Raw genomic sequence first — 19,587 nt, 5'->3', positions numbered from 1 at the left:
GAACAAAATTTGCTTTGCAAATGCTGTTCTCATTCTTCATAATTAGCAAAACTACCCAATCATCATGCAAGAACAAATAGCCTCAAATCCATCTATGACTGAGCCGATGATTGTCGCCCAAGACGTGCATAAGTGGTATGGCAGCTTTCATGTGCTCAAAGGTGTGAGCTTGACCGTAAACCGTGGTGAAGTTGTAGTAATTATGGGACCATCTGGCTCAGGAAAATCGACTTTTGCCAGAACTTTTAATGCCTTAGAAGAATATCAACAGGGCAAAATCGTCATTGATGGGTTTGAGCTTTCACCTGAAAATCATCGGAATATTGATGCCATCCGTCGCGAAGTGGGTATGGTATTTCAGCAATTCAATCTCTTTCCTCATCTAACGGTTTTCCAAAATATTACCCTCGCACCGTCATGGGTTCGCAAATGGTCAAAGACTAAGGCTTCAGAAGTGGCTACCCAATTATTAGAACGGGTTGGTATTTCTCAACAAGCCCATAAGTATCCATTACAGCTATCAGGTGGTCAGCAGCAACGGGTAGCGATCGCTAGGGCTTTAGCAATGCAACCGAAAGTGATGCTCTTTGATGAGCCGACTTCATCTCTTGATCCTGAGATGGTGCGCGAAGTATTAGATGTCATGCGATCGCTAGCGGATTCAGGAATGACGATGGTGGTAGTGACGCATGAGGTCGGCTTTGCCCGTGAAGTTGCTGATCGCATTGTGTTTATGGATGGTGGCGTAATTGTCGAGGAGGCAGATCCTGAAGAGTTCTTCCAAAATCCAAAAGAAGAACGTACGAAGAAGTTTCTGTCACAGATTTTGTAGCGATCATTTCAGATTAAAAAAAGCACTGTATAGGGTTTAAGAGAGATAAAACTTATAGCTAACTCCGCCATCTTCTGTAACTTCAAAATCGGCATTTAATTCGGTAGCTTTTTTGTCTAAATATTGCTTTGACTCTTCTAGAGATAGCTGATTAGCGATCGCAAAACTAATCGGTGTAATGCTGCCATTATTGGCTTGTAAAGTTGTTAAAAAGTTAAATTCAAGTTGACGCTGGCGCACTTCGAGCAAGTCATCCTGTTTCTTTTTCTCTTTCCAGACGAGCCAAGTTCCAGCCGCTATGGCAGGAACACCAATCATAATTCCTCCAGCCGCCGCACTACGATCCTTTGGAGTGGGATTTTTGATGGCTAGCGATGAAACGGTCACAGTCAAAAAGATAAATCCTATGGAAAAGAGAAACCCTGCAAATATTTTCTGCATAGATCACAACCATAAATCTTAATGATAATCATAGCGCTACCATTCCTACAATAAACCGCGATAGCGGATAAAAACTAATACGACAGCCCACGATCCTAGCGCCACCTTAATCGCAACTAGAATATTCAGAATCGGGATTATGCCGCCACTAATTAGTTCCCCTAACTGACCGTGGGGCAATTCTATTCCTGAGAGGGTGATCACCGATAAAACAATAAAAATCAGTACTGATATCTTTTCCCAAGTTGCAGCGTGCCAGCGTTTATAGAGCTTTTGCAGTCGCTCTGGAGGTGAAGTTATCGCAATCAAACCGATCGCAGTTCCACCTGCTACACCCGCCGCAAAACCTCCCCCTGGACTAAGATGTCCACGAATTGCTAACTCGATCGCAACTAAAGCGGCAACAGTGGCTCCTAGTTGGGCAAGGACAATCGAAGTTTGATCAGTAAATTGGTAAATTCTCGTAAATGGTTTCTCATTAGCAAGCAAGAAATTTGCACCCATGATGGCGATCGTAAAAACAATCACTTCAAAAATAGTGTCATACAAGCGATTGCGGAAAATGATGCCTGATACCACATTACTAACCCCACTGTCTTGGGCGATCGCCTCGACAATCGAGAAAGGCAAACTAGGGGCAGGGTTCGGCAAAAACAGCATTTTCACAACAAAAGCTATACCTGCAAGTACATAAATCCATTTCATAATCTATTTTTTAAAAAGTGTTTTTAGAGTGATGTTGTAAGAGATCTTTGCTCCCTTAACAACAGGAGAGCAGTTTCTCTCATCATTATCTTGTATGAATTAATTGGACATTAGCCAAAACTGGCTCGGCTTGCATAATCTCATAGAGACGAAGCAGACGGATTTTGATTTGATAAAATTTGGAATCAGCATTTTCTTGATGTTCCAAATCTTGATGTTCCGAATTATGTAGGGTTGCATGGACAATTTTATCAATTAATGCTTGTTCTAATTCTGCTTCGTTTTCGTAGGGAACTAACTCAACCCGCATATAGTACTTACTGAAAGTGCTTTTGAGAGCGTCGATCAGTTTCTCAAAATCAGATATAGAGACAGGAGCATTATGCTGCTTAGATTGCTCTAATTCTTCATCTTGCTCATTTAATGGTTGCTCTAGCTGTTTAGAGGGAAGATTAAGCTTATCTAATTCCTCTTCTAAATCATGTGCGATCGCCACTTCTCCAACTACACCTAAACGCAAAACTAAAGAGGAGCGCACCGCCACAGCGTAGAGCATAGTCGCTAAGAAAGCGCCAACCAGAGCTTCAGTGAGCGCAACATCGGCTGCACCCAAAATCGTATAGACTAGCGCTGATACTGCGCCTAAGATGCCGCGCAAAACTAAGGCATTGTAAGGATTAGATTGGAATATTAACATTGATGCTGATATGGGTAACAGCACGGCGATCGCATAAACATAACCATCATAATTACCAATCATTTACAGGTTAACCTCTTCTATTTATCAATAGTGATTGGCAAGCTTAGCGTTACTAATCACTGTTTTTTTCTTGTACTGCTAGAGCAGTAAGCCAGCACATAGCACAGCATCGTATTCCATAGAGCCAAGGAAATAATCGCCAGAATGAGTAACGGTAACTCCTTGGGGCGGAGTAATACTAAGCCGAAAACAATCGCGATCGAGCCAAGGGTATCGGATACGGAGAGGCTATGGAGTTTGAAAAGTACCGATCGCCTAGTCACTAGTGCTGCGGTTCCCCAAAACCAGAACCATAGACCGAGCAATATACAAAGGTAACTGAGGATATTTATTAAATTAGTCATAATCTATAACTCGCCTATGCGTCTAAGGATGTGAGCTAAGAGCATAAATCCTGCATTACCCACGCTCAAAATAATTACGCCAACTACACCAATCATCCAATCATCGCGCAACACCGCAATTACCAAAATCATCACTGCGGACTTGGCGGCAAAGCTAGAAAAAGCAAGCATGATTTCCCAAATATCATTATTGAATTTCCAAGCTTGATAAAGGGGAATCAGCAAAGATATCACCATCGCGCCCACGACAAAGTTCAATACAGAACTGGGAGATAGATCAATATTCATGGATTTTTCCTCTTCGAGATTCGTCTTACAACCCGATGGATGCTATACCAGCCGTCCTCATGATGCTTTAACACAATGGTTTTAGGTGTGAAAGTGATCAAGAAAATATCTAAAAACACCAGCGCCGCCGATCGCTGATATTTGGCTTTTTCCATCAATACTTCTTCGTGTGTATGGGGTTGCCAGATCATCTCGAATGATTCGATATAGGCTTGCGGAACTGCCTGAATAATTCTGCCGATGCCTTGCAAAACATCTTTAAAGCGCACGTTTTCTGATCGGTAATAGGGCATTAGCAGGCAGATACTCACGCCAATGATGATATTTGTAATACTGAAATTGGCGGTTAGCAAAAACCAGATCACGATTCGTAAAATAAATTGTCCAATCATGCCAGAACCATCCAGAACAGTAGAATTAACATCAGGCTCATAACACCAATTAGATTCTCAAAATCCTCTAACAAAGGGGACAATTTGACCGCAGCACGTTTAAAAATTAGCCAATATGCTATCCAACCGATCGCGATTGTTGCAAGAGGTTTGACGGCATTTTCCAAAGTATAGGCTTCATAATAAACAGCATTTGCCACAAACAAGCCACCCAATAAAATGGCGATCGCTACCCAAAAATCAGTTTTGCTCTTAGTAGCAGGTTGCGTCTCAACTGCTGGCTGATGGGGCAGAAAAATAAATTTTGCAAAGGCGATCGCAGTTCCAATAGCCGCCACATTCATACCAATATCTTGCCAAGACAAAACATTTTTGAGGGTCAATATTTTTGCGCCAAATCCCGCTAGCAAAGGAAATCCTGAAATCGAAAATCCCGCAATTAAAAGGGCGATCCAGATATTTCTGGGAATTGATTGCTGTTGCAGTTCCTTAAAGTTGCGGCTAGGTAATTTACTTACTGTCAAAAACAAAGATGACTTCACTAAGCCATGAGTAAGCGCATAAAAACCTCCGACGGCGGGTGCAGCCAAGATAAAACCCATCTGAGAAACCGTAGAAAATGCTAATAGCCTCTTAGTATCTTGTTCAAATACGGCAAAGCTAACACCTAGCAGAGCCGTACTGACTCCAAAGATTCGCACAATTGGATCAATTTCTTCAATCAATAGGGCGCATCTCAGTAATGGCAAAACTCCCGCTTTTACGACAACTCCCGACATTAGCGCCGACACTGGCGACTCAGATTCGGCATGGGTCAAGGGCAGCCATAACCCTGAAACGAAGATGCCACCTTTAGCTAACAGTCCTAAAAAGATCAAGGCGATCGCTTCGGGGGGTGAAACTCGCAGTCCGCTAAAAGTAAAGGAATGGGTGGCTTTATACACCAACACTGCACCAATTAAATAAAACAACATGGCAACATTGCTGACAAATAAATAGCGCAAACCAATCCAAATGGAGCGATCGCTACGGGGGTAGGCAATCAATAAAAAGCTGGCAATGCTAATTACTTCTAGAGCCACATATAAACTGATGAAGTCGGAGCAAGCAAAAGCCGCATTGATACTGCCATGCAGCAATATGACTTGAGCATAAAAAAAGGCAGTGCGATCGCTATGCCAACAGTAAATAATCACGGCTGCCGTGACCAGAGCATTGGTCAAGATAAAAAATCCTGCCAAGGGATCAAGAACCAAGGTCACACCAAAATTATCGAGCAACTGTAAGTTGACCGGCGTTTGCTGAACAAACAACGGAATTACATACAACGCTGAGGCAACTGCCCCCATTAACGCCAAATAGCGATCGCCCTTTGGCAGTAGATAAATAATGAATCCCACCAAAAATGGCAAGGCAATCCAGATCAAAGTTAAAACGGTCATGACAGGTCGCCCTTCTCGATCTCCTTAATTTCCAAGGTGGGATTATTCCTCGCTAGTTTGATCACACCGACTAGCATCAAAGCCTGAATCGAAAAGCCAATCACAATCGCCGTCAGAATCACCGCCTGTGGTACTGGGTCAGCATAATCAGTTCTTAGCATATTGCCAAGAATCGGTGTGAATACGCCTCTGCGAGACGCAATCACCACAAAATAAGCGATTACACCAGTACTCATCACATCCATCGAAAGGATTTTCATGATTAGATTTTTTTTGAGAATAATCCCCAAAAAACCACAAAGTATCGTCGCAAGAACAAAGGCTTCTAACAAATTAATTGGCATTAATTGGAGCTGATAGCATGACTACTAAAATTTACTTTAGGCTTTTATGCTGCTTTTTCTCTCCAAGTCACCCCAGAAAATCCTCTATGTATAGCAAAGGAAAAAATAGGTAAAGTCTCACGTTGTTTTAGGAGCGTCGGGAAAAAGCCCATTGGAGCAGGTGGGATAGCCAACTATGCTTTTGTGGTTGAGTTGGTTTCTTAATAGTTGAGGACTTTAGTGGGCGATCGCCTTTACTACTGTTTGCATTGTTCGCGCTTTTTTGATCCACATTAGAAGAATCAGTTAATTCTAGAAGATGCTTGAGAGCTAAAGCTTCTTGAGGATTAAGATAAAGCGATCGCTTGAAGCTCGCTTTTGCCATTTGGGGTTGATTCATATTGGTGTAAACCACACCTAACAAAGCAAGACATTTGCTATTGTTTTCATCAGTTCTCAAGATGTCTCGCAGGTCTTGGAGAGCCGCTTTCCAATTATTCTGCAATATATAGATTTCACAAACCTTGATGCGATTGTTAATCATCTGCATGTCATTGCTCGCAAAGTTAGTCTGAAGGATTGTCTCATCAGATTTAGCTCGTAGATGACTAGCATTCTGGATATCGTAGTAGTCTGTTACTCTAGGCTGAATGATCGTCTCATCGGGGTTGGCTGGCAGATTACTAGCCTGTTGATCAGTAGCATACTGGAGGTTGTAGGTATAGCTAGGTTTGGAGGGTGGTGGAAGAAAGTTTGTGGTAAGCGATTTAGTACTTTTGGGTGTCAACTTTGGCGCAAGTACTGGTGGCATATTAACTGCCCCATGCCGATAACCCTCTTTATAAAGGATGTAAACCAGATTTAACTCACTGATTTCTGCCGTATGCTCCAGAATTTGGGTGAGTGATTGGTATTGTACTTTGGCGATTTCTGTAACTAAGCGCTCGTAAACCTCATCACTAGGATTCATTACTAACTCACAGGCACTCTCCGAATGAATCTGGATATTCCGAGATCTTTGCATTAAACGTTTGGAAAGCAACTTAAATATCCCTTGATAGGCTATGCGATCCTGTTCTCTCATTAGCCCGTTATAGGCTGGGTTGACCAGTTTTGCGAGATATTGGGTGGCAATTTCTTTTTCTTCTGCCGAAAAGCCATATACATCAGGATGCAAGATGCGGGCAATCCGCAAATATACATTGCGAATGTAAGTAGAATTGCTAATGATTGGTAAACCCAAAGCAGCGTAGTAGTCATGATTGTACTGACTAATACCTCGATCAAAGCGAATAAACTGAAGCTTAGTCTGCTTGGGCTGATTCATGTTTTCTTGCTTTGCCCATGATTTAAATAATGGTAGCGATTCTGAATCTTAAGTAGCTCGATATAGATAACATCAAAAACCAATTCTTGGATGCATTTTGTTCGTGTTTTCAAGGATTGGGGGTTCAATATTTTATGGATATCTACTTAATCAAAGTCATTTATACCAATATCAAGACCAAAAAAAAATAGAGCAATTGTCTTAATACTGATCTGTCACAGTCGCCCTAATTTCACTATAGGGAAGTACTTATACATAATTAATTACAAAGCAAAACCCGTAAAGTTTTGCCCCGCGGGGCAAAACTTTACGGGTTTTCTTAGCTACTTATAAAAAAACAAAATGGCGTAGCCATTTTGTTTTTTTATAACCTAGATCTATTTTCAGAAAATAAGCTTTATAAAAAATCAACAGCTAGGCGATCGCCTAGCCTCACATAATTTCTTCAGCCAAAAACTTACCCTTGACACGTTCATAATCATCTTCAAGGCAATTTATCCCTCAATAAAAGTCTCAAGTTTTATATGGATTTTATATAATCATTAAGTAATAATTTTTTATTAAAGCATAGATTTTTATCTATCGAATTAACAGGATAAATTATGGCATAAATCATCATTCAGCTACTTTTTAACTCATATTCCCGCTCCAACATGACGATATACTGATAACCATCAAGGTATATCTACTTAAATAACATAACTAATAGAGTCAATTGCTAAAGCAATAGCCCAAGCCGTGACTTAAAATAACAAACGTTTAGGATGTGCTGCATATCCTAGATCACTAGCAAAAACTAGCACTACTTAACCAGAGCAACAGTTTACAGAGTAAAGAGGCGATCGCAAATCATGGTGATGATTGAAACCAAAGCCGAACGCATGGTCATAAATATGGGACCTCACCACCCATCCATGCACGGCGTTCTTAGACTTATCGTCACGCTAGACGGCGAAAATGTAGTTGATTGTGAGCCTGTTTTGGGCTATTTACATCGCTCCATGGAAAAAATCGCCGAAAATCGCACGATTATCCAATATTTGCCCTACGTGACCCGATGGGATTACCTCGCAACCATGTTCACCGAGGCAATCACCGTCAATGCACCCGAAAAACTAGCTAATGTACCAGTGCCTCGTCGCGCCAGTTACATTCGGATGATCATGCTAGAACTCAGCCGCATCGCCTCTCACCTACTGTGGCTCGGCACATTCGTCGCAGACATCGGCGCACAAACCCCATTTTTCTATGTCTTCCGCGAACGGGAAATGATCTATGACCTGTTCGAGGCAGCTACAGGGATGCGGATGATGCATAACTATTTTCGGATCGGGGGAGTTGCCGCCGACCTACCCTATGGCTGGATCGAGAAATGTGAAGACTTTTGCAACTACTTCACTCCCGTCATTGACGAATACGAAAAATTAATCACCAATAACCCAATCTTCCGTAAGCGGATTGAAGGACTTGGCACAATTACCCGCGATGAGGCAATTAACTGGGGTTTATCAGGTCCAATGTTGCGTGGTTCAGGAGTAAAACTCGATCTGCGTAAAGTCGATCACTATGAACTCTACGACGAACTTGACTGGGATGTACAGTGGGACAATGGCGGCGACTGTTTAGCCCGTTACTTGGTGCGCGTCCGTGAAATGCGCGAATCCACCAAAATGATCCTGCAAGCCCTCAAGCAAATTCCTGGAGGCTCCTACGAGAACCTCGAAGCCCAGAGAGTCCTCGCTGGTCCTAAGAGCGAATGGAACTCGATGGACTATCAGTTTATTAGCAAAAAACCATCACCCACATTCAAAGTTGCTTCAGGCGAACATTATGTCCGTGTCGAAGCACCAAAGGGTGAACTGGGTGTCTATATCATTGGTGAAGATAGTGTCTTCCCTTGGCGTTTCAAGATTCGTCCACCAGGATTTATTAATTTACAGATCTTGCCAGATCTAGTACGCGGCATGAAGCTTGCTGACATCATGGCAATTTTAGGAAGTGTGGACATTATTATGGGTGAGGTCGATCGCTAATGTACGGTGGAATTGATTTACAAAGATCTTTAATTGAAATCCTGACAGGGCTGGGCTTACCCGCCGATGTCGCCAAAGTAATTTGGATGTTACTGCCCATGGCAGTAATGGTTTTAGGCGTAACCGTGGGCGCACTGGTCTGCACATGGTTAGAGCGGAAAATTTCTGCTGCGGCTCAACAACGGATTGGACCTGAATATGCAGGTCCCTTTGGTTTACTGATTCCCCTTGCGGATGTAGGCAAACTCTTAATCAAACAAGGTACAATTCCTGCAAAAGCCGATCCTTTGCTCTACACGATCGGACCTGCGTTGGTATTTACCTCCGTCTTTTTATGTTATTTAGTCATCCCCTTTGGTCAGAACTTAATTATTTCTGACATTGGCACAGGCGTATTCTTCATCATTGCCATTTCCAGCGTTGCCCCCATTGGTTTACTGATGGCAGGTTACTCTTCAAATAACAAATACTCGCTGCTTGGTGGTTTACGGGCTGCCGCGCAGTCGATCAGTTATGAAATTCCTCTAGCACTGGCTGTATTAGCGATCGCTTTAATGACCAATGGACTTAGCACCATTGATATTGTCAATCAGCAAGCTGAATATGGGATTCTGTCATGGAATGTTTGGCGGCAACCGATTGGCTTTGTCATTTTCATCATCGCGGCCCTTGCCGAATGCGAGCGCTTACCCTTTGACTTGCCAGAAGCAGAAGAAGAACTGGTTGCTGGTTATCAAACTGAATATTCAGGGATTAGGTTTGCCTTCTTCTATGGTGGTTCTTACGCCAACCTTTTGCTAGCTGGTCTACTAGCCTCCATTTTGTATCTCGGCGGTTGGGAGTTACCATTCCCCATCGACAAAGTTAGCGAAGCTATTGGTATTGAAGCGAATACAGCTTGGTGGCAAGTTATTGCTGCTTTCATTGGGCTAACGGCAACCCTAGTCAAAACCTATGCCTTTATTTTCTTTGCGATCCTCTTACGTTGGACAGTTCCCCGCGTTCGTATTGATCAATTACTTGACCTTGGCTGGAAATTTCTATTACCAATTGGACTTGCCAATCTGCTGATTACCGCAGCTTTGAAACTAGCTTTCCCATTTGCCTTTGGCGGCTAGCTATTAGCGCTTAGCGTTTAGCTTTCGCGACCAGTTGACTTTGTAGATTTAGGTTGTTGACTGCTCTAAACCTAATCCCAAAAGCTAAAAGCCAATAGCTAATAGCTAAAAGCTAATTGCCCTAATTCAAAATTTTCTACAACAATCAAAACACCATGCTGAAATTTCTTAATAAAGTTGGTGAATACACCAAAGACGCTGTCCAAGCAGCTAAGTATATCGGACAAGGCATGTCGGTAACCTTTGACCATATGCGTCGTCGTCCGATTACGGTGCAGTACCCTTACGAAAAGCTGATCCCTTCTGAGCGTTTTCGTGGACGCATTCACTTTGAGTTCGATAAGTGTATTTCCTGTGAAGTCTGTGTGCGGGTATGTCCAATTAACTTGCCTGTAGTGGATTGGAAATTCAACACAGAAATGAAGAAAAAGGAACTCAAGAGTTATAGCATTGACTTTGGGGTATGTATTTTTTGTGGTAACTGTGTAGAATACTGCCCCACTAATGCCTTGTCTATGACTGAGGAATACGATCTCTCAACCTTCGATCGCCATGAGTTGAACTTTGATAGCGTTGCCCTCGGACGGATGCCCACCAAGGTTACTGAAGATCCATTTGTTACGCCAATTCGTGAGCTTGCTTATTTGCCGAAGGGTGTAATTGAGGGGCATGAAACACCTCATACTGCTAAGCGTGCGGGGCTACGTCCTGAAGAAATTGCCGAAGCTACTTCCGAGAAATAATACCAAAACACAAAATGGCTAAGCCATTTTGTGTTTTTAAAACCCTTGCTGGGTTTGGCTTTTAATTTCCAAAAGTGTAGCCACAATTTCGGAAATTGGTATAACAGACAAGATTACTGAAGGAGATTTTAATGAGTAATATCGGTCTAGGTGATGGTTCACAAACCGTATCTTTGGTTGTTTTAGCTGCAATGCTAACGGCTTCGGCAATGGGTGTGGTGCTGTTACAAAATGTCGTCTATGCAGCTTTTCTGCTCGGCGCAACTTTTATCAGTGTTGCAGGACTATATCTGTTGCTCAATGCTGATTTTGTGGCGGCAGCTCAAGTCCTAATTTATGTTGGGGCTGTCAATATTTTGATCCTATTTGCGATCATGTTGGTCAACAAGCGCCAAGACTACCAAGATGTCAAATATGGAGCTTTACGCAGTGTTGTTACGGGTGTTGTTTGTTTAGGTCTATTTGGGTTGCTAGGAGCCACAGTTATTTCGACAGACTGGGCTGTTACTCCAACGATCGCAAAGTTGCCTTCAACGATGGTGGTGATTGGTCAGCACTTCTTTAGTGATTACTTACTGCCCTTTGAATTGGCATCAGTTTTGCTGTTGGTCGCTCTCATTGGGGCGATCGTGTTGGCTCGTCGTGAGCTTGTGCCTGATGCTGTGAAAGTCGGTCAAGTTGATGAAGACTCACTGGAGTTATTAGAAAAGCCCAAAGAGCAACTTGTTGCTTCTAAATAGATAATTACCGCCGAAGGCGGTAATTATCTATTAATACATTGCAATTAATAGTAAACAGATATGTCTTTAGAACCTTTTTTGATTATTGCGGCTGCACTTTTTTGTATTGGCATCTATGGATTAATTACCAGTCGTAATGCTGTGCGCGTATTAATGTCGGTGGAGCTAATGTTAAACGCCGTTAATTTGAATCTGATGGCTTTTTCTAACTTCTTGGATTCAGCGAGCATTCGTGGTCAAGTATTTACCATTTTTGTCATTTCGATCGCTGCTGCTGAAGCCGCCGTTGGTTTAGCGATCGTGCTATCGATTTATCGCAGTCGTGACACAGTGGACATGGAGCAATTTAACTTGCTCCGTTGGTAAGTTATTCAAAATTTATATTTACTCCCTTCCCACTCAAATAATATACATTAAACCCAATAATTAGACATTGCGGCGCGAAGCGCCGCAATGTCTAATTATTGGGTGGGAAGGGAGTAGGATAGCTCCCATAGCCTATTAAGGCTTTGAGTAGTAGAGAAAGATTTTTGAAAGCGGCGCTTTCAAAAATCTTTCTGGTTTTTAAACCAGCGCAAAGCGCCTTATAGATAAAACATTTTGGAAATCATAAAACCAATGAACTGATGTTTTTAGCGATCGCAATTTGTATATTTTTCTTGATCGGTTCATATTTTGGCAGATATTTCGCTCAAAAGGGGCTAACTGCTGACAATGCATTACGCCATTATCAAAAGCAAGTTTACTTGATTGGTTCCATTACATTCGGAATCATTGTATTAATCATTATCCTGATGAGTTATGGCAAAAATAGTCCTTGGGTTCCTGATTGGATTTTACTTTATGTAGGAGCTTACGCATGGCAAGGTATTTTGCTCATTTGTAGCTTTTGTATAGGACTAATGCTTTTATTAGAAATATCAGCTTGGAAAGATTGGCAACGCCTACAGCAACTAATTCTTTTCCTACTCATCAGCATTTCATCAGTGTTTTTGTTGGTTTATCAAAATTTGCCAATAACAGATTTACTTGAATCTCATCGAATCCTCAAAGGAATCGTCTTACAGACAACTCCCTACAGTTGTGCCGCCGCCACAATTGCTACACTCTCACGTCGGGTCAATCCAGCAGCACAGACTACAGAGTTAGATGTCGTTAAGCTCGCAGGCACGAGTCGGCAAGGGACAAGTATTCTCTCAGAAATACAAGCAATGGAGCAATTAGGACTTGCTCCTCAGTATGAACGAAATCTCACGATCTCAGATTTGGTGAAGCGCAGACAAATGGCAGTTTTGCACGTGATGGAGCCAGTATCAGGCACAAGAATTCAACATGCGATCGCTTTATTAGCCATCGATCCTGTAAAACGCGATGTGCAACTAAGAATTAAGAAACAACCAAGGATTCAAACTGTAAAGGATGAAGGGAGTGACGGTTGAGCCAAAAACAAAGAGTATGAGCAAGGATTTTACGATTAAGGCGACTAGAAAGATGCCAGATGTCCCTAGCCCAAACCTTATCAAGATGAAAACGAGCAACCAATTGAGCAATAACCGTCTCAATCAAACGCCGTACCTTGACAATCAATCTTACCCACCAACGAGGACGGGAATCATGCATATTCGAGCGCAGAGACGTTTGTAAATCAACGGCAAATGTCTGTAAATCCTGCTTGAGTGGTTGACTAATACCAAATCACAAAAGAGAGGCAACAGATAGAGCATCCAGTATGGAATCTCTACCGACAAGAGAAGCAATTACAGATTTAGTCATTTCGGAGAGACGATTCTTGACCAAAAGCCGCAACTCATCCATATTTTTGGGTAAAGAAAATCTCAACCCTTGCTTCAAATGTAGCCAAACCCGCTCAATTGGGTTTAATTCTGGAGAATGAGCAGGCTGAAATATCAAAATGATATTGTGAGGTAATCGTAAACGCTTAGCCCGATGACAACCAGCCTGATCAACTTGCAAGATAATTATGCTGTCTGCAAATTTCTCTGATACAAGGTCTAGAAATATTTGAAAACAGTCAGTGTTGAGATGACTAAATTCATAGAAAAAGCTTTCTCCCCGTCGCAGGTTCGACGATGCCGTATAACCATGTAGCCTGAAACTGCCACTGGACTTTTGCCTTGGGTTTGACCCCACGAGCCGTTATTTTACGACCACTGATGGTTTTCAAACCAATCCTTGTTTCGTCTTGACAAAAGAATCGGACTTTTCCCGTTAATCCCAACACGGTCACGGCATACCATGCCACCATGGCTAGGTTATCCGAGAGTTTTTTTTATATTCCTCGCGTTGCCCTTGGTTTTGACTGGCGCTATAGGGACGGGCTACCTTTGGTTTTGCCTTCATTCGGTAATGCACCAAGTCATGCACATTTTTATAGGTACTTTCGATTCCTAGTTTTTCCTGTAGCCATTGTCGTATCTCTCCGTAGCTATTAAATCCTTTTTCCTGTTGCAGTTGTTTGTCCAGTGCTTTTTGCGCCCAATCTGGGATTTTGGGTATTCTGCCTACTCTTGGTTTATGGCTTAGTATTCCTGCTATTCCTCCCTCTCGATATCCTCTGATCCACTCTTGCACTGTGCTACGGTTTCTCCCGATTAGTTGAGCGGCGGCTTGCACTGTGCCAGCTTGCTTGCTTTTCAGTAAGTACAATACTTGCACTCGTTCTTTATCTGAGCCTGTTTTCTGCCGCCCTAGCATCTCTTTTAGCTCTTCTTCGCTTTCACTTATTTCTAATCTATATACCCCTGCCATTTTGTTATCCTCTTTCTCCTTTTTCTCTTATATCATCTGTTGCCTCTTCTTTGTGTTTTGGTATAAGATATCCTTTGTCCCCAATCAGGAAACCATGAATGTTGGAGACTAAATCCCAGAGAGTTTCTCGTTCATTGCCATTAGCAGGAGTAAGTGCAAACTGCGTAATTACACCACTACCACTAATGAGAACATGCCCATGAAAGCCATAGTAATGCATGTCTTTAGCTGCACAGTAACCATAGTCAGCAATATCTTCAAAGCTACGACAACGGGATGAACGACAGAGGTAACACAGAGGTATGGGTACTCCATCAATCAGATGTACATCATCATCTAAAGCACCTAACTGTTCAGCTAGTTTTTGTTGGAGTATCGCTTTGTACTGCCACAGATTAGCTGCCTGTCGGACAAAGGTGGTGCGACTTTTTAAGGCGGGAAACCATGCTTGCCAATGCTCGCGAAAATATTGCCAGATTCCTATATCGGTCTCTATTCCTCGATACTCAGCAACGATTTCCATCGTCATCACTTCGCTGTCACTTAGGGCTGGGGCAAATCCTTTTGCTCTGACTCCATGCTCTACCGTTATTTCTTTGAGTAACTCATCAATTTTGCAAAAGACGGCAATGATAAAATATTCTATAGAAAACATGATGCTCACCGCTAATGGGGTTAGTCCTATTTTCTAACACTTTCGGCTGTGAGTTTTTTTGCACTTTCTTAGTTGCACATCACGTCCTGTAAAGGAAAAAATAACTGTAGCAAATCCTTTATCTGGAATCCAAGAGAAAAGATTTGATGAGATGAAAGACTATTGGCTCGAAGATGCGATCTTTGTCACTGTGTCACAGAAATGATTGGAGTACATAGCTTAAAGCCGCACTAGATAGGGGAACCGAGAGATTATCGGTTCCCCCAGGGGAATAGGCTTCAAGTAGGGCGGCGATCGCGGCAACAGGTATTGCAACTCCAAGGTCACGGGGCTGAATACCGTGAGTAATTCCAAAAATACCAAGCATTACGATCAAGCTGGTAGCAAACATGGCAAAAGAACCTTCAAAACTTCGCTTATTGCCTAGATGTACAAAGGTATGCTGACCAAAGCGTTTGCCAATTAGCGCCGCCATGCCATCGCCCCAAGACATCACCATCACACCAATAACCGCATATTGGGGATGCTGCTCCCAAAAAAGAGCTACTAAAATCGTGATGCTGAGCGCATAGTAAAACACTCCGTAGGTTTTGCGTCCCACATCATGGATCATCGGCAAAATATTCGTATAGTGTGAGGCTAAAGCGATCGCCGTAAAGGTCACGCCTGCGGTCACACATAGCCATGTCGGGATCTGCAACCACCATGCAATCAATAAGACATTGCCAGTGCCAATATGTACAACCTTCCGCACAAGTTCTGGATCATGTTTGAAGCGACGTAGGATTGCAGAAGCTAAAAATACAAGCCCAAGCCAAATAGCCACAGCACTAATCTGGAGCGTGAGGGTGGCGATCGGAGAGATATCACTAATTATGGGCATAGGACAAGCTTTAGAGGCGGACAAAAATGCTTAGGGACTTGCGATTAATTAAAGTACCTACGGCTTCGACTTCGCTCAGCCAACGTTGGCTGAGCGAAGTCGAAGCCATACAAACTCGGTGGTATATTTTTTCTCGTCAAGTCCCTTATAAGCCATTACCAATAATGATAAATGGTGACCAGTAGTAAGGATGACTAAAGTTACTATCTTTACCAGTATTAATCAGCACTCGTTGGGATTTGGCTAATACTTCAGCTTTGGTTAGCTTTGTATCTTGGAGTATGCCATAAAAAGCATCCATTAAAGCTTGTGTACCACCATCGGAAACTTGCCAAAGAGATGCGATCGCTGCCTTTGCTCCTGCATATTCCATTTGATAGCCAAAGCCCATTATTTCTGTACCATTACCAAGTGTGCCACCTAGCCCTGTCTCACAAGCACTGAGAATGACAAGATCAACATTTTTTAACGACCATGTAGATACATCCCGTAAGGTTGCCCGACTGCCATCACCAAATAGCACGAAGGAATCTTCGGGTTTCCCAATCACAAAAGCAGCATGGGTTGCCAGATGGATAATGTTGTATTGATTAAATTTAGCAACAGTAGACTTAACGCTAAAATCCCGATCAATAAATTTAGCGGAATTAGGCAGTTTAGCAATCAGGTTATTAACTTCTTTACCCGCAAAAGGTAATCCCGAAAAGTTAAAAGTTTGCCCATTCACATCAAAGATATATTTGCCAGATGTAAAAGCACCTGCAAGCACAAGGGGCTGACTATTGCGGCGGCGATCGCTTAAATTCGTGAGGCTAGCAGCAGTAATCGTATTAATCGCATAGCGTTCCACTAACCATTGCTTGCCATCATAGAGTGCAGCGATCGGCAGATAGCGTAACTGTCCGTCAGGGGCATAGATGATCGTTTGTATACCAGCTTTTTGTAAGTCAGCCGCGATCGGTGCGATCAGCCAAGTATATAACCGTTGCGATGAATCCAAGATATCAAGGGAACTTGGATCACGAACATCAGAACGGAAATCCACGATCGCACTATTGAGATCCTCTCGTTTGATCGCCACAGTGCGCCGAATCGGATCACCATTAGCCGTCACAAGAATTAGTTCTAATCGGTCTTCTAATATAAGAGGATAGAAAATGGCAGTTTTTTGTGATAGTTGCTGGAGAGTCTTTTGTAAAGCCGTGAATTGCTCAAGATTTACCGCATTTGATCGATCGCCGCCTTGACTGATTTGGTTTAAAATTGTTGCCACAGCAGGACTCTGCACGTAGGTATTGAGTTGTTGGGATGATTGTGCTTGGACATCGAGCAACTCTCGTAGTCGCTGAATTTGCTGGGGCGATCGATTTGCTTGAGTAACTTTTAAAATATCTAGTTGCTCCTTCCCCGCTTGAATAGCGCGATTTTGAATCGCACTGTAATCAGTTAAAAATCTCTGTTCAGGTGCTAGAAGTTCGATCCCCTTGGCTGTTTCTAAAGTACCGCGCACATCTTTAAGATAGTCGTCTAGTTCTTGTACCTTCAATAGATCAAGAACCTGTTGAGCTTCTAAAATACGATTTTGCTTAAGAAGTAAGTTTGCCAGATCACGATAGGTTTTTTCGACCGTCCCAGTAAAGGTTTTCTGCTCTGCAATAGATAGCGATCGCAGTTCTTTGCGAATGGATTCGCGAATATTGACCGATTGTTTGTAAAAGAGAATTGCTAAATCTGGTTGCTGCCAATTAGCAAATAAATTTCCTAAATTACTAAGATCTATGCTTTCACCTCGGCGCTCTCCTAGCTGGCGATGGATCGCGGCAGCCTGTTGATAAACATCCAGAGCTTCGGGATAGCGTTTGAGATCAGCATATACTAGTCCCAAATTACTTAAAGATGTTGCTTCCGCAGAGCGATCGCCGATCTCCCGCAAAATCCCCAAGGACTTCTGATAATTACTAATTGCTAGGTCATTCTGCTTTGAAAGTCGATATATTTCACCAATATTGTTGTATGTGATGCCCTGTGCAGGAATATCATTCAGTTCTTTATGGATAGCGAGGGCTTTTTCATAATAACTTAATGCTTGTTTGAGATTCCCTTGGTCATCGTAAATAGAACCAATATTACTTAAAAAGATACTTTCTGCTTGACGATCACCCAGTTTTTGAATTTTTTGTAATGCTAATTCTTGAAACCGCAAAGCATTATCTAGTTGTCCTAATTCCTTATAGACAACTCCAATATTGCTGAGAGTAGTTGCTGCCTGATTGGTTAAATCAAGCTGTTGAGATACTTCCAGTGAAGCTTTGTATGCTTCTAAAGCTTGTAAATATTTTCCTTGACTGCGGTATACCCCTGCCATGTTATTGAGAATGCTAGTTTCGATTTTGCGTTCACCTGTGACACGCACTAACTTTAAGGATTGTTGATAGAAGTCTAAAGCTTTCTCAAATTGTCCTAGTCGGCGATAGGCAAAACCAATATTTAGTAAGATTCCTGCCGAACTTTTTTGATTATTCGTGGATTCATAAATAGCCAGAGCTTGCTGCAATCGTTCTAGTCCCTGACTAAATTGACCAATCTCCACATAGATATTGCCAATATTATTGAGAATTGTTAATTCTTGATCTTGGGCTTTAATGGCTCGCGCTTTCTCTAGGGCTTGTTCGTAGGAGGCGATCGCTCGTCGCCAATTATTAGCTCGATTTAGAGTAAAGCCTAGATTTTGTAAAATTTGGACTTCATCTAATCTGACCTGCAAATTTTCCTTAACATCTTGTAACTGAATGCCACTAATAATCTTCAATGCTCCCTGATAGGAGGCGATCGCTTGATCTAGTTGCTGTAAATTCAGATAAACATTACCAATAAAATTCTGAGTTCTTGCTTCCGAAAAGCGATCCCCTTCTTTTTGGAAAATGGCGATCGCCTGCTGAAATAGTTGAATTGCTTCTTGAGACTCACCACGCCGCAACCGAGCGCGACCATCAATCACTAACTGAAAACCTCGCTCTAGATTGTTTTGTTCAGGTTTGGGTAGTTGACTTTGAGCCAGTTTATGTTGAGAAGTTAAAGGCTGCGAAAGCATTTCGGCATTTGCTGAATTTGCTAAAAAAGTCGAAGCATTCAAAATCAACAAAGTGGATAGGATTGAGCGATACAGCATGATGACCTTCTTGAAGGTTGGTTTTGGTGTTTATGTGAAACTAGCGATCGCTGATTTTTGATCCTGCTACCATAGAAAATGGTATAATTGTAGTAATGAAGAGATAAAACTATTCATTGAGGAATCACCGATATGTATACCATCGATCGCAATGAAATGAAGGTAGCAGATAGTCGTAGTGATAGCAATGAGCTACCCTCTGTAGAAGTTCCAGAAGCAGTTAAAGAAACCACTTTTGAAACCAGTCCTGAGTCAAGTATGTCCATCTCAAGTGGTTATACCGTAGATGATCGAGGACTGCTCAATAACTATGCAATTCTGACTCCAATGTATGTCGAAGATCCTGCTCTTCTAACTGATAAAGAGCGAATTCACTCGAAGTATAAAATTATGTTTGCCGTCTTAGTCACAGCAATAGCAATCTTCATCGCTCTACTTGTAAGTTAATTCTTACATCCCTTAGATGCTTCACACTATTCCCTACCCTACTCCCTCTCTCATAGTGACTTTTAGTTTGTCAATAGCATTCTGTAAAATCAAAAGCAACTGGAGTATGTTTTGGGGATTTCCAATGAGATGTAATTAGATGAACATGGACATAATTGATTACAGATATAACCCCG

Annotated in this window: 22 protein-coding genes and 2 pseudogenes; 8 read left to right on the top strand and 16 right to left on the bottom strand. The window is 42.2% G+C overall.

Features of this window, described 5'->3' with window-relative positions:
- Positions 1-64 precede the first annotated feature (64 nt).
- Entirely contained in the window at positions 65-832 is a 768-nt protein-coding gene (locus ABM313_RS21170) for an amino acid ABC transporter ATP-binding protein (RefSeq protein ID WP_434685114.1), read from the top strand.
- 36 nt (positions 833-868) lie between these two features.
- Here the strand turns inward: ABM313_RS21170 and ABM313_RS21165 are convergent, their stop codons facing one another.
- From ABM313_RS21165 to ABM313_RS21125, 9 genes are all read right to left on the bottom strand, one after another.
- A complete protein-coding gene (locus ABM313_RS21165; RefSeq protein WP_434685113.1) occupies positions 869-1,273 on the bottom strand; it encodes a hypothetical protein in 405 nt (134 codons plus the stop codon).
- Positions 1,274-1,318: 45 nt separating this feature from the next.
- Positions 1,319-1,978, bottom strand: a complete 660-nt coding sequence (locus tag ABM313_RS21160; protein WP_434685112.1) for a Na(+)/H(+) antiporter subunit B — start codon at positions 1,976-1,978, stop codon at positions 1,319-1,321.
- Between the two features lie 85 nt (positions 1,979-2,063).
- A complete protein-coding gene (locus tag ABM313_RS21155; protein WP_434685111.1) occupies positions 2,064-2,738 on the bottom strand; it encodes a DUF4040 domain-containing protein in 675 nt (224 codons plus the stop codon).
- A 56-nt stretch (positions 2,739-2,794) separates the two neighbouring features.
- Positions 2,795-3,082, bottom strand: a complete 288-nt coding sequence (locus ABM313_RS21150) for a monovalent cation/H(+) antiporter subunit G (RefSeq protein WP_434685110.1) — start codon at positions 3,080-3,082, stop codon at positions 2,795-2,797.
- Positions 3,083-3,085: 3 nt separating this feature from the next.
- On the bottom strand, positions 3,086-3,370 hold the full coding sequence (locus ABM313_RS21145) for a hypothetical protein (protein ID WP_434685109.1): 285 nt from the start codon (positions 3,368-3,370) through the stop codon (positions 3,086-3,088).
- The gene (locus ABM313_RS21140; protein ID WP_434685108.1) at positions 3,367-3,762 is read right to left on the bottom strand and encodes a cation:proton antiporter; all 396 of its coding nucleotides are present in this window, start codon (positions 3,760-3,762) and stop codon (positions 3,367-3,369) included. The genes ABM313_RS21145 and ABM313_RS21140 overlap by 4 nt, the downstream gene beginning before the upstream one ends.
- Positions 3,759-5,204 carry a cation:proton antiporter gene (locus tag ABM313_RS21135; protein WP_434685107.1) on the bottom strand — a complete coding sequence of 482 codons (1,446 nt, stop codon included), beginning with the start codon at positions 5,202-5,204 and terminating at the stop codon, positions 3,759-3,761. The genes ABM313_RS21140 and ABM313_RS21135 overlap by 4 nt, the downstream gene beginning before the upstream one ends.
- Entirely contained in the window at positions 5,201-5,536 is a 336-nt protein-coding gene (locus tag ABM313_RS21130; protein ID WP_434688544.1) for a cation:proton antiporter subunit C, read from the bottom strand. The genes ABM313_RS21135 and ABM313_RS21130 overlap by 4 nt, the downstream gene beginning before the upstream one ends.
- Positions 5,537-5,675: 139 nt before the next feature.
- Positions 5,676-6,854 carry a molecular chaperone DnaJ gene (locus ABM313_RS21125; RefSeq protein ID WP_434685106.1) on the bottom strand — a complete coding sequence of 393 codons (1,179 nt, stop codon included), beginning with the start codon at positions 6,852-6,854 and terminating at the stop codon, positions 5,676-5,678.
- Between the two features lie 851 nt (positions 6,855-7,705).
- Between ABM313_RS21125 and ABM313_RS21120 the strand changes: the two genes are divergently transcribed.
- The 6 genes from ABM313_RS21120 (at position 7,706) to ABM313_RS21095 (ending at position 12,927) form a co-directional block, all read left to right on the top strand.
- On the top strand, positions 7,706-8,887 hold the full coding sequence (locus ABM313_RS21120; protein WP_190580035.1) for an NAD(P)H-quinone oxidoreductase subunit H: 1,182 nt from the start codon (positions 7,706-7,708) through the stop codon (positions 8,885-8,887).
- A complete protein-coding gene (gene nuoH / locus ABM313_RS21115) occupies positions 8,887-10,005 on the top strand; it encodes an NADH-quinone oxidoreductase subunit NuoH (protein WP_434685105.1) in 1,119 nt (372 codons plus the stop codon). Before ABM313_RS21120 ends, nuoH begins: the two co-directional genes overlap by 1 nt.
- 158 nt (positions 10,006-10,163) lie before the next feature.
- Positions 10,164-10,748 carry an NAD(P)H-quinone oxidoreductase subunit I gene (gene ndhI / locus ABM313_RS21110; RefSeq protein WP_434688543.1) on the top strand — a complete coding sequence of 195 codons (585 nt, stop codon included), beginning with the start codon at positions 10,164-10,166 and terminating at the stop codon, positions 10,746-10,748.
- 131 nt (positions 10,749-10,879) lie between these two features.
- The gene (locus tag ABM313_RS21105) at positions 10,880-11,488 is read left to right on the top strand and encodes an NADH-quinone oxidoreductase subunit J (RefSeq protein ID WP_434685104.1); all 609 of its coding nucleotides are present in this window, start codon (positions 10,880-10,882) and stop codon (positions 11,486-11,488) included.
- A 60-nt stretch (positions 11,489-11,548) separates the two neighbouring features.
- Positions 11,549-11,854, top strand: coding sequence for an NADH-quinone oxidoreductase subunit NuoK (gene nuoK, locus ABM313_RS21100; RefSeq protein ID WP_009627748.1), 306 nt, complete (start codon positions 11,549-11,551; stop codon positions 11,852-11,854).
- A 260-nt stretch (positions 11,855-12,114) separates the two neighbouring features.
- Positions 12,115-12,927, top strand: a complete 813-nt coding sequence (locus ABM313_RS21095; RefSeq protein ID WP_434685103.1) for a hypothetical protein — start codon at positions 12,115-12,117, stop codon at positions 12,925-12,927.
- On the opposite strand, the pseudogene ABM313_RS21090 reads toward ABM313_RS21095, so the two are convergent.
- The 7 genes and pseudogenes from ABM313_RS21090 to ABM313_RS21060 form a co-directional block, all read right to left on the bottom strand.
- Positions 12,875-13,177, bottom strand: a pseudogene (locus ABM313_RS21090) (IS982 family transposase); the annotation flags it as partial. The gene ABM313_RS21095 and the pseudogene ABM313_RS21090 sit on opposite strands and share 53 nt — an antisense overlap.
- A gap of 6 nt (positions 13,178-13,183) precedes the next feature.
- Entirely contained in the window at positions 13,184-13,639 is a 456-nt protein-coding gene (locus tag ABM313_RS21085) for a transposase (RefSeq protein WP_434685102.1), read from the bottom strand.
- A complete protein-coding gene (locus ABM313_RS21080; RefSeq protein WP_434685101.1) occupies positions 13,542-13,754 on the bottom strand; it encodes a hypothetical protein in 213 nt (70 codons plus the stop codon). The genes ABM313_RS21085 and ABM313_RS21080 overlap by 98 nt, the downstream gene beginning before the upstream one ends.
- 2 nt (positions 13,755-13,756) lie before the next feature.
- A complete protein-coding gene (locus tag ABM313_RS21075; RefSeq protein ID WP_434683803.1) occupies positions 13,757-14,257 on the bottom strand; it encodes a helix-turn-helix domain-containing protein in 501 nt (166 codons plus the stop codon).
- Between the two features lie 43 nt (positions 14,258-14,300).
- Positions 14,301-14,912: pseudogene (locus ABM313_RS21070) on the bottom strand (IS982 family transposase); the annotation flags it as partial.
- Positions 14,913-15,105: 193 nt separating this feature from the next.
- A complete protein-coding gene (locus ABM313_RS21065; RefSeq protein WP_434685100.1) occupies positions 15,106-15,795 on the bottom strand; it encodes a diacylglycerol/polyprenol kinase family protein in 690 nt (229 codons plus the stop codon).
- A 145-nt stretch (positions 15,796-15,940) separates the two neighbouring features.
- Positions 15,941-18,964: a CHAT domain-containing protein gene (locus ABM313_RS21060; RefSeq protein WP_434685099.1), complete on the bottom strand. Its 3,024-nt coding sequence runs from the start codon at positions 18,962-18,964 to the stop codon at positions 15,941-15,943.
- A 132-nt stretch (positions 18,965-19,096) separates the two neighbouring features.
- Here ABM313_RS21060 and ABM313_RS21055 point away from each other — a divergent pair, with 132 nt between their 5' ends.
- On the top strand, positions 19,097-19,411 hold the full coding sequence (locus ABM313_RS21055) for a hypothetical protein (protein WP_434685098.1): 315 nt from the start codon (positions 19,097-19,099) through the stop codon (positions 19,409-19,411).
- Positions 19,412-19,587 lie beyond the last annotated feature (176 nt).

Source organism: Pseudanabaena minima str. Chao 2107, from assembly GCF_051131155.1.
Taxonomy (GTDB): Bacteria; Cyanobacteriota; Cyanobacteriia; order Pseudanabaenales; family Pseudanabaenaceae; genus Pseudanabaena; species Pseudanabaena minima.
Note: the sequence above shows the minus strand (reverse complement) of the source record. Positions and strands in the feature narration are given on the sequence as shown.

Coding starts and splice junctions, on each gene's coding strand:
- nuoK (WP_009627748.1), top strand. CDS start 11,549: ATGTCTTTAGAACCTTTTTTGATTATTGCGGCTGCACTTTTTTGTATT.
- ABM313_RS21105 (WP_434685104.1), top strand. CDS start 10,880: ATGAGTAATATCGGTCTAGGTGATGGTTCACAAACCGTATCTTTGGTT.
- ABM313_RS21155 (WP_434685111.1), bottom strand. CDS start 2,738: ATGATTGGTAATTATGATGGTTATGTTTATGCGATCGCCGTGCTGTTA.
- ABM313_RS21060 (WP_434685099.1), bottom strand. CDS start 18,964: ATGCTGTATCGCTCAATCCTATCCACTTTGTTGATTTTGAATGCTTCG.
- ABM313_RS21160 (WP_434685112.1), bottom strand. CDS start 1,978: ATGAAATGGATTTATGTACTTGCAGGTATAGCTTTTGTTGTGAAAATG.
- nuoH (WP_434685105.1), top strand. CDS start 8,887: ATGTACGGTGGAATTGATTTACAAAGATCTTTAATTGAAATCCTGACA.
- ABM313_RS21080 (WP_434685101.1), bottom strand. CDS start 13,754: ATGGTGGCATGGTATGCCGTGACCGTGTTGGGATTAACGGGAAAAGTC.
- ABM313_RS21135 (WP_434685107.1), bottom strand. CDS start 5,204: ATGACCGTTTTAACTTTGATCTGGATTGCCTTGCCATTTTTGGTGGGA.
- ABM313_RS21150 (WP_434685110.1), bottom strand. CDS start 3,082: ATGACTAATTTAATAAATATCCTCAGTTACCTTTGTATATTGCTCGGT.
- ABM313_RS21120 (WP_190580035.1), top strand. CDS start 7,706: ATGGTGATGATTGAAACCAAAGCCGAACGCATGGTCATAAATATGGGA.
- ABM313_RS21145 (WP_434685109.1), bottom strand. CDS start 3,370: ATGAATATTGATCTATCTCCCAGTTCTGTATTGAACTTTGTCGTGGGC.
- ABM313_RS21125 (WP_434685106.1), bottom strand. CDS start 6,854: ATGAATCAGCCCAAGCAGACTAAGCTTCAGTTTATTCGCTTTGATCGA.
- ABM313_RS21140 (WP_434685108.1), bottom strand. CDS start 3,762: ATGATTGGACAATTTATTTTACGAATCGTGATCTGGTTTTTGCTAACC.
- ABM313_RS21065 (WP_434685100.1), bottom strand. CDS start 15,795: ATGCCCATAATTAGTGATATCTCTCCGATCGCCACCCTCACGCTCCAG.
- ABM313_RS21170 (WP_434685114.1), top strand. CDS start 65: ATGCAAGAACAAATAGCCTCAAATCCATCTATGACTGAGCCGATGATT.
- ABM313_RS21075 (WP_434683803.1), bottom strand. CDS start 14,257: ATGGCAGGGGTATATAGATTAGAAATAAGTGAAAGCGAAGAAGAGCTA.
- ABM313_RS21095 (WP_434685103.1), top strand. CDS start 12,115: ATGTTTTTAGCGATCGCAATTTGTATATTTTTCTTGATCGGTTCATAT.
- ABM313_RS21055 (WP_434685098.1), top strand. CDS start 19,097: ATGTATACCATCGATCGCAATGAAATGAAGGTAGCAGATAGTCGTAGT.
- ABM313_RS21165 (WP_434685113.1), bottom strand. CDS start 1,273: ATGCAGAAAATATTTGCAGGGTTTCTCTTTTCCATAGGATTTATCTTT.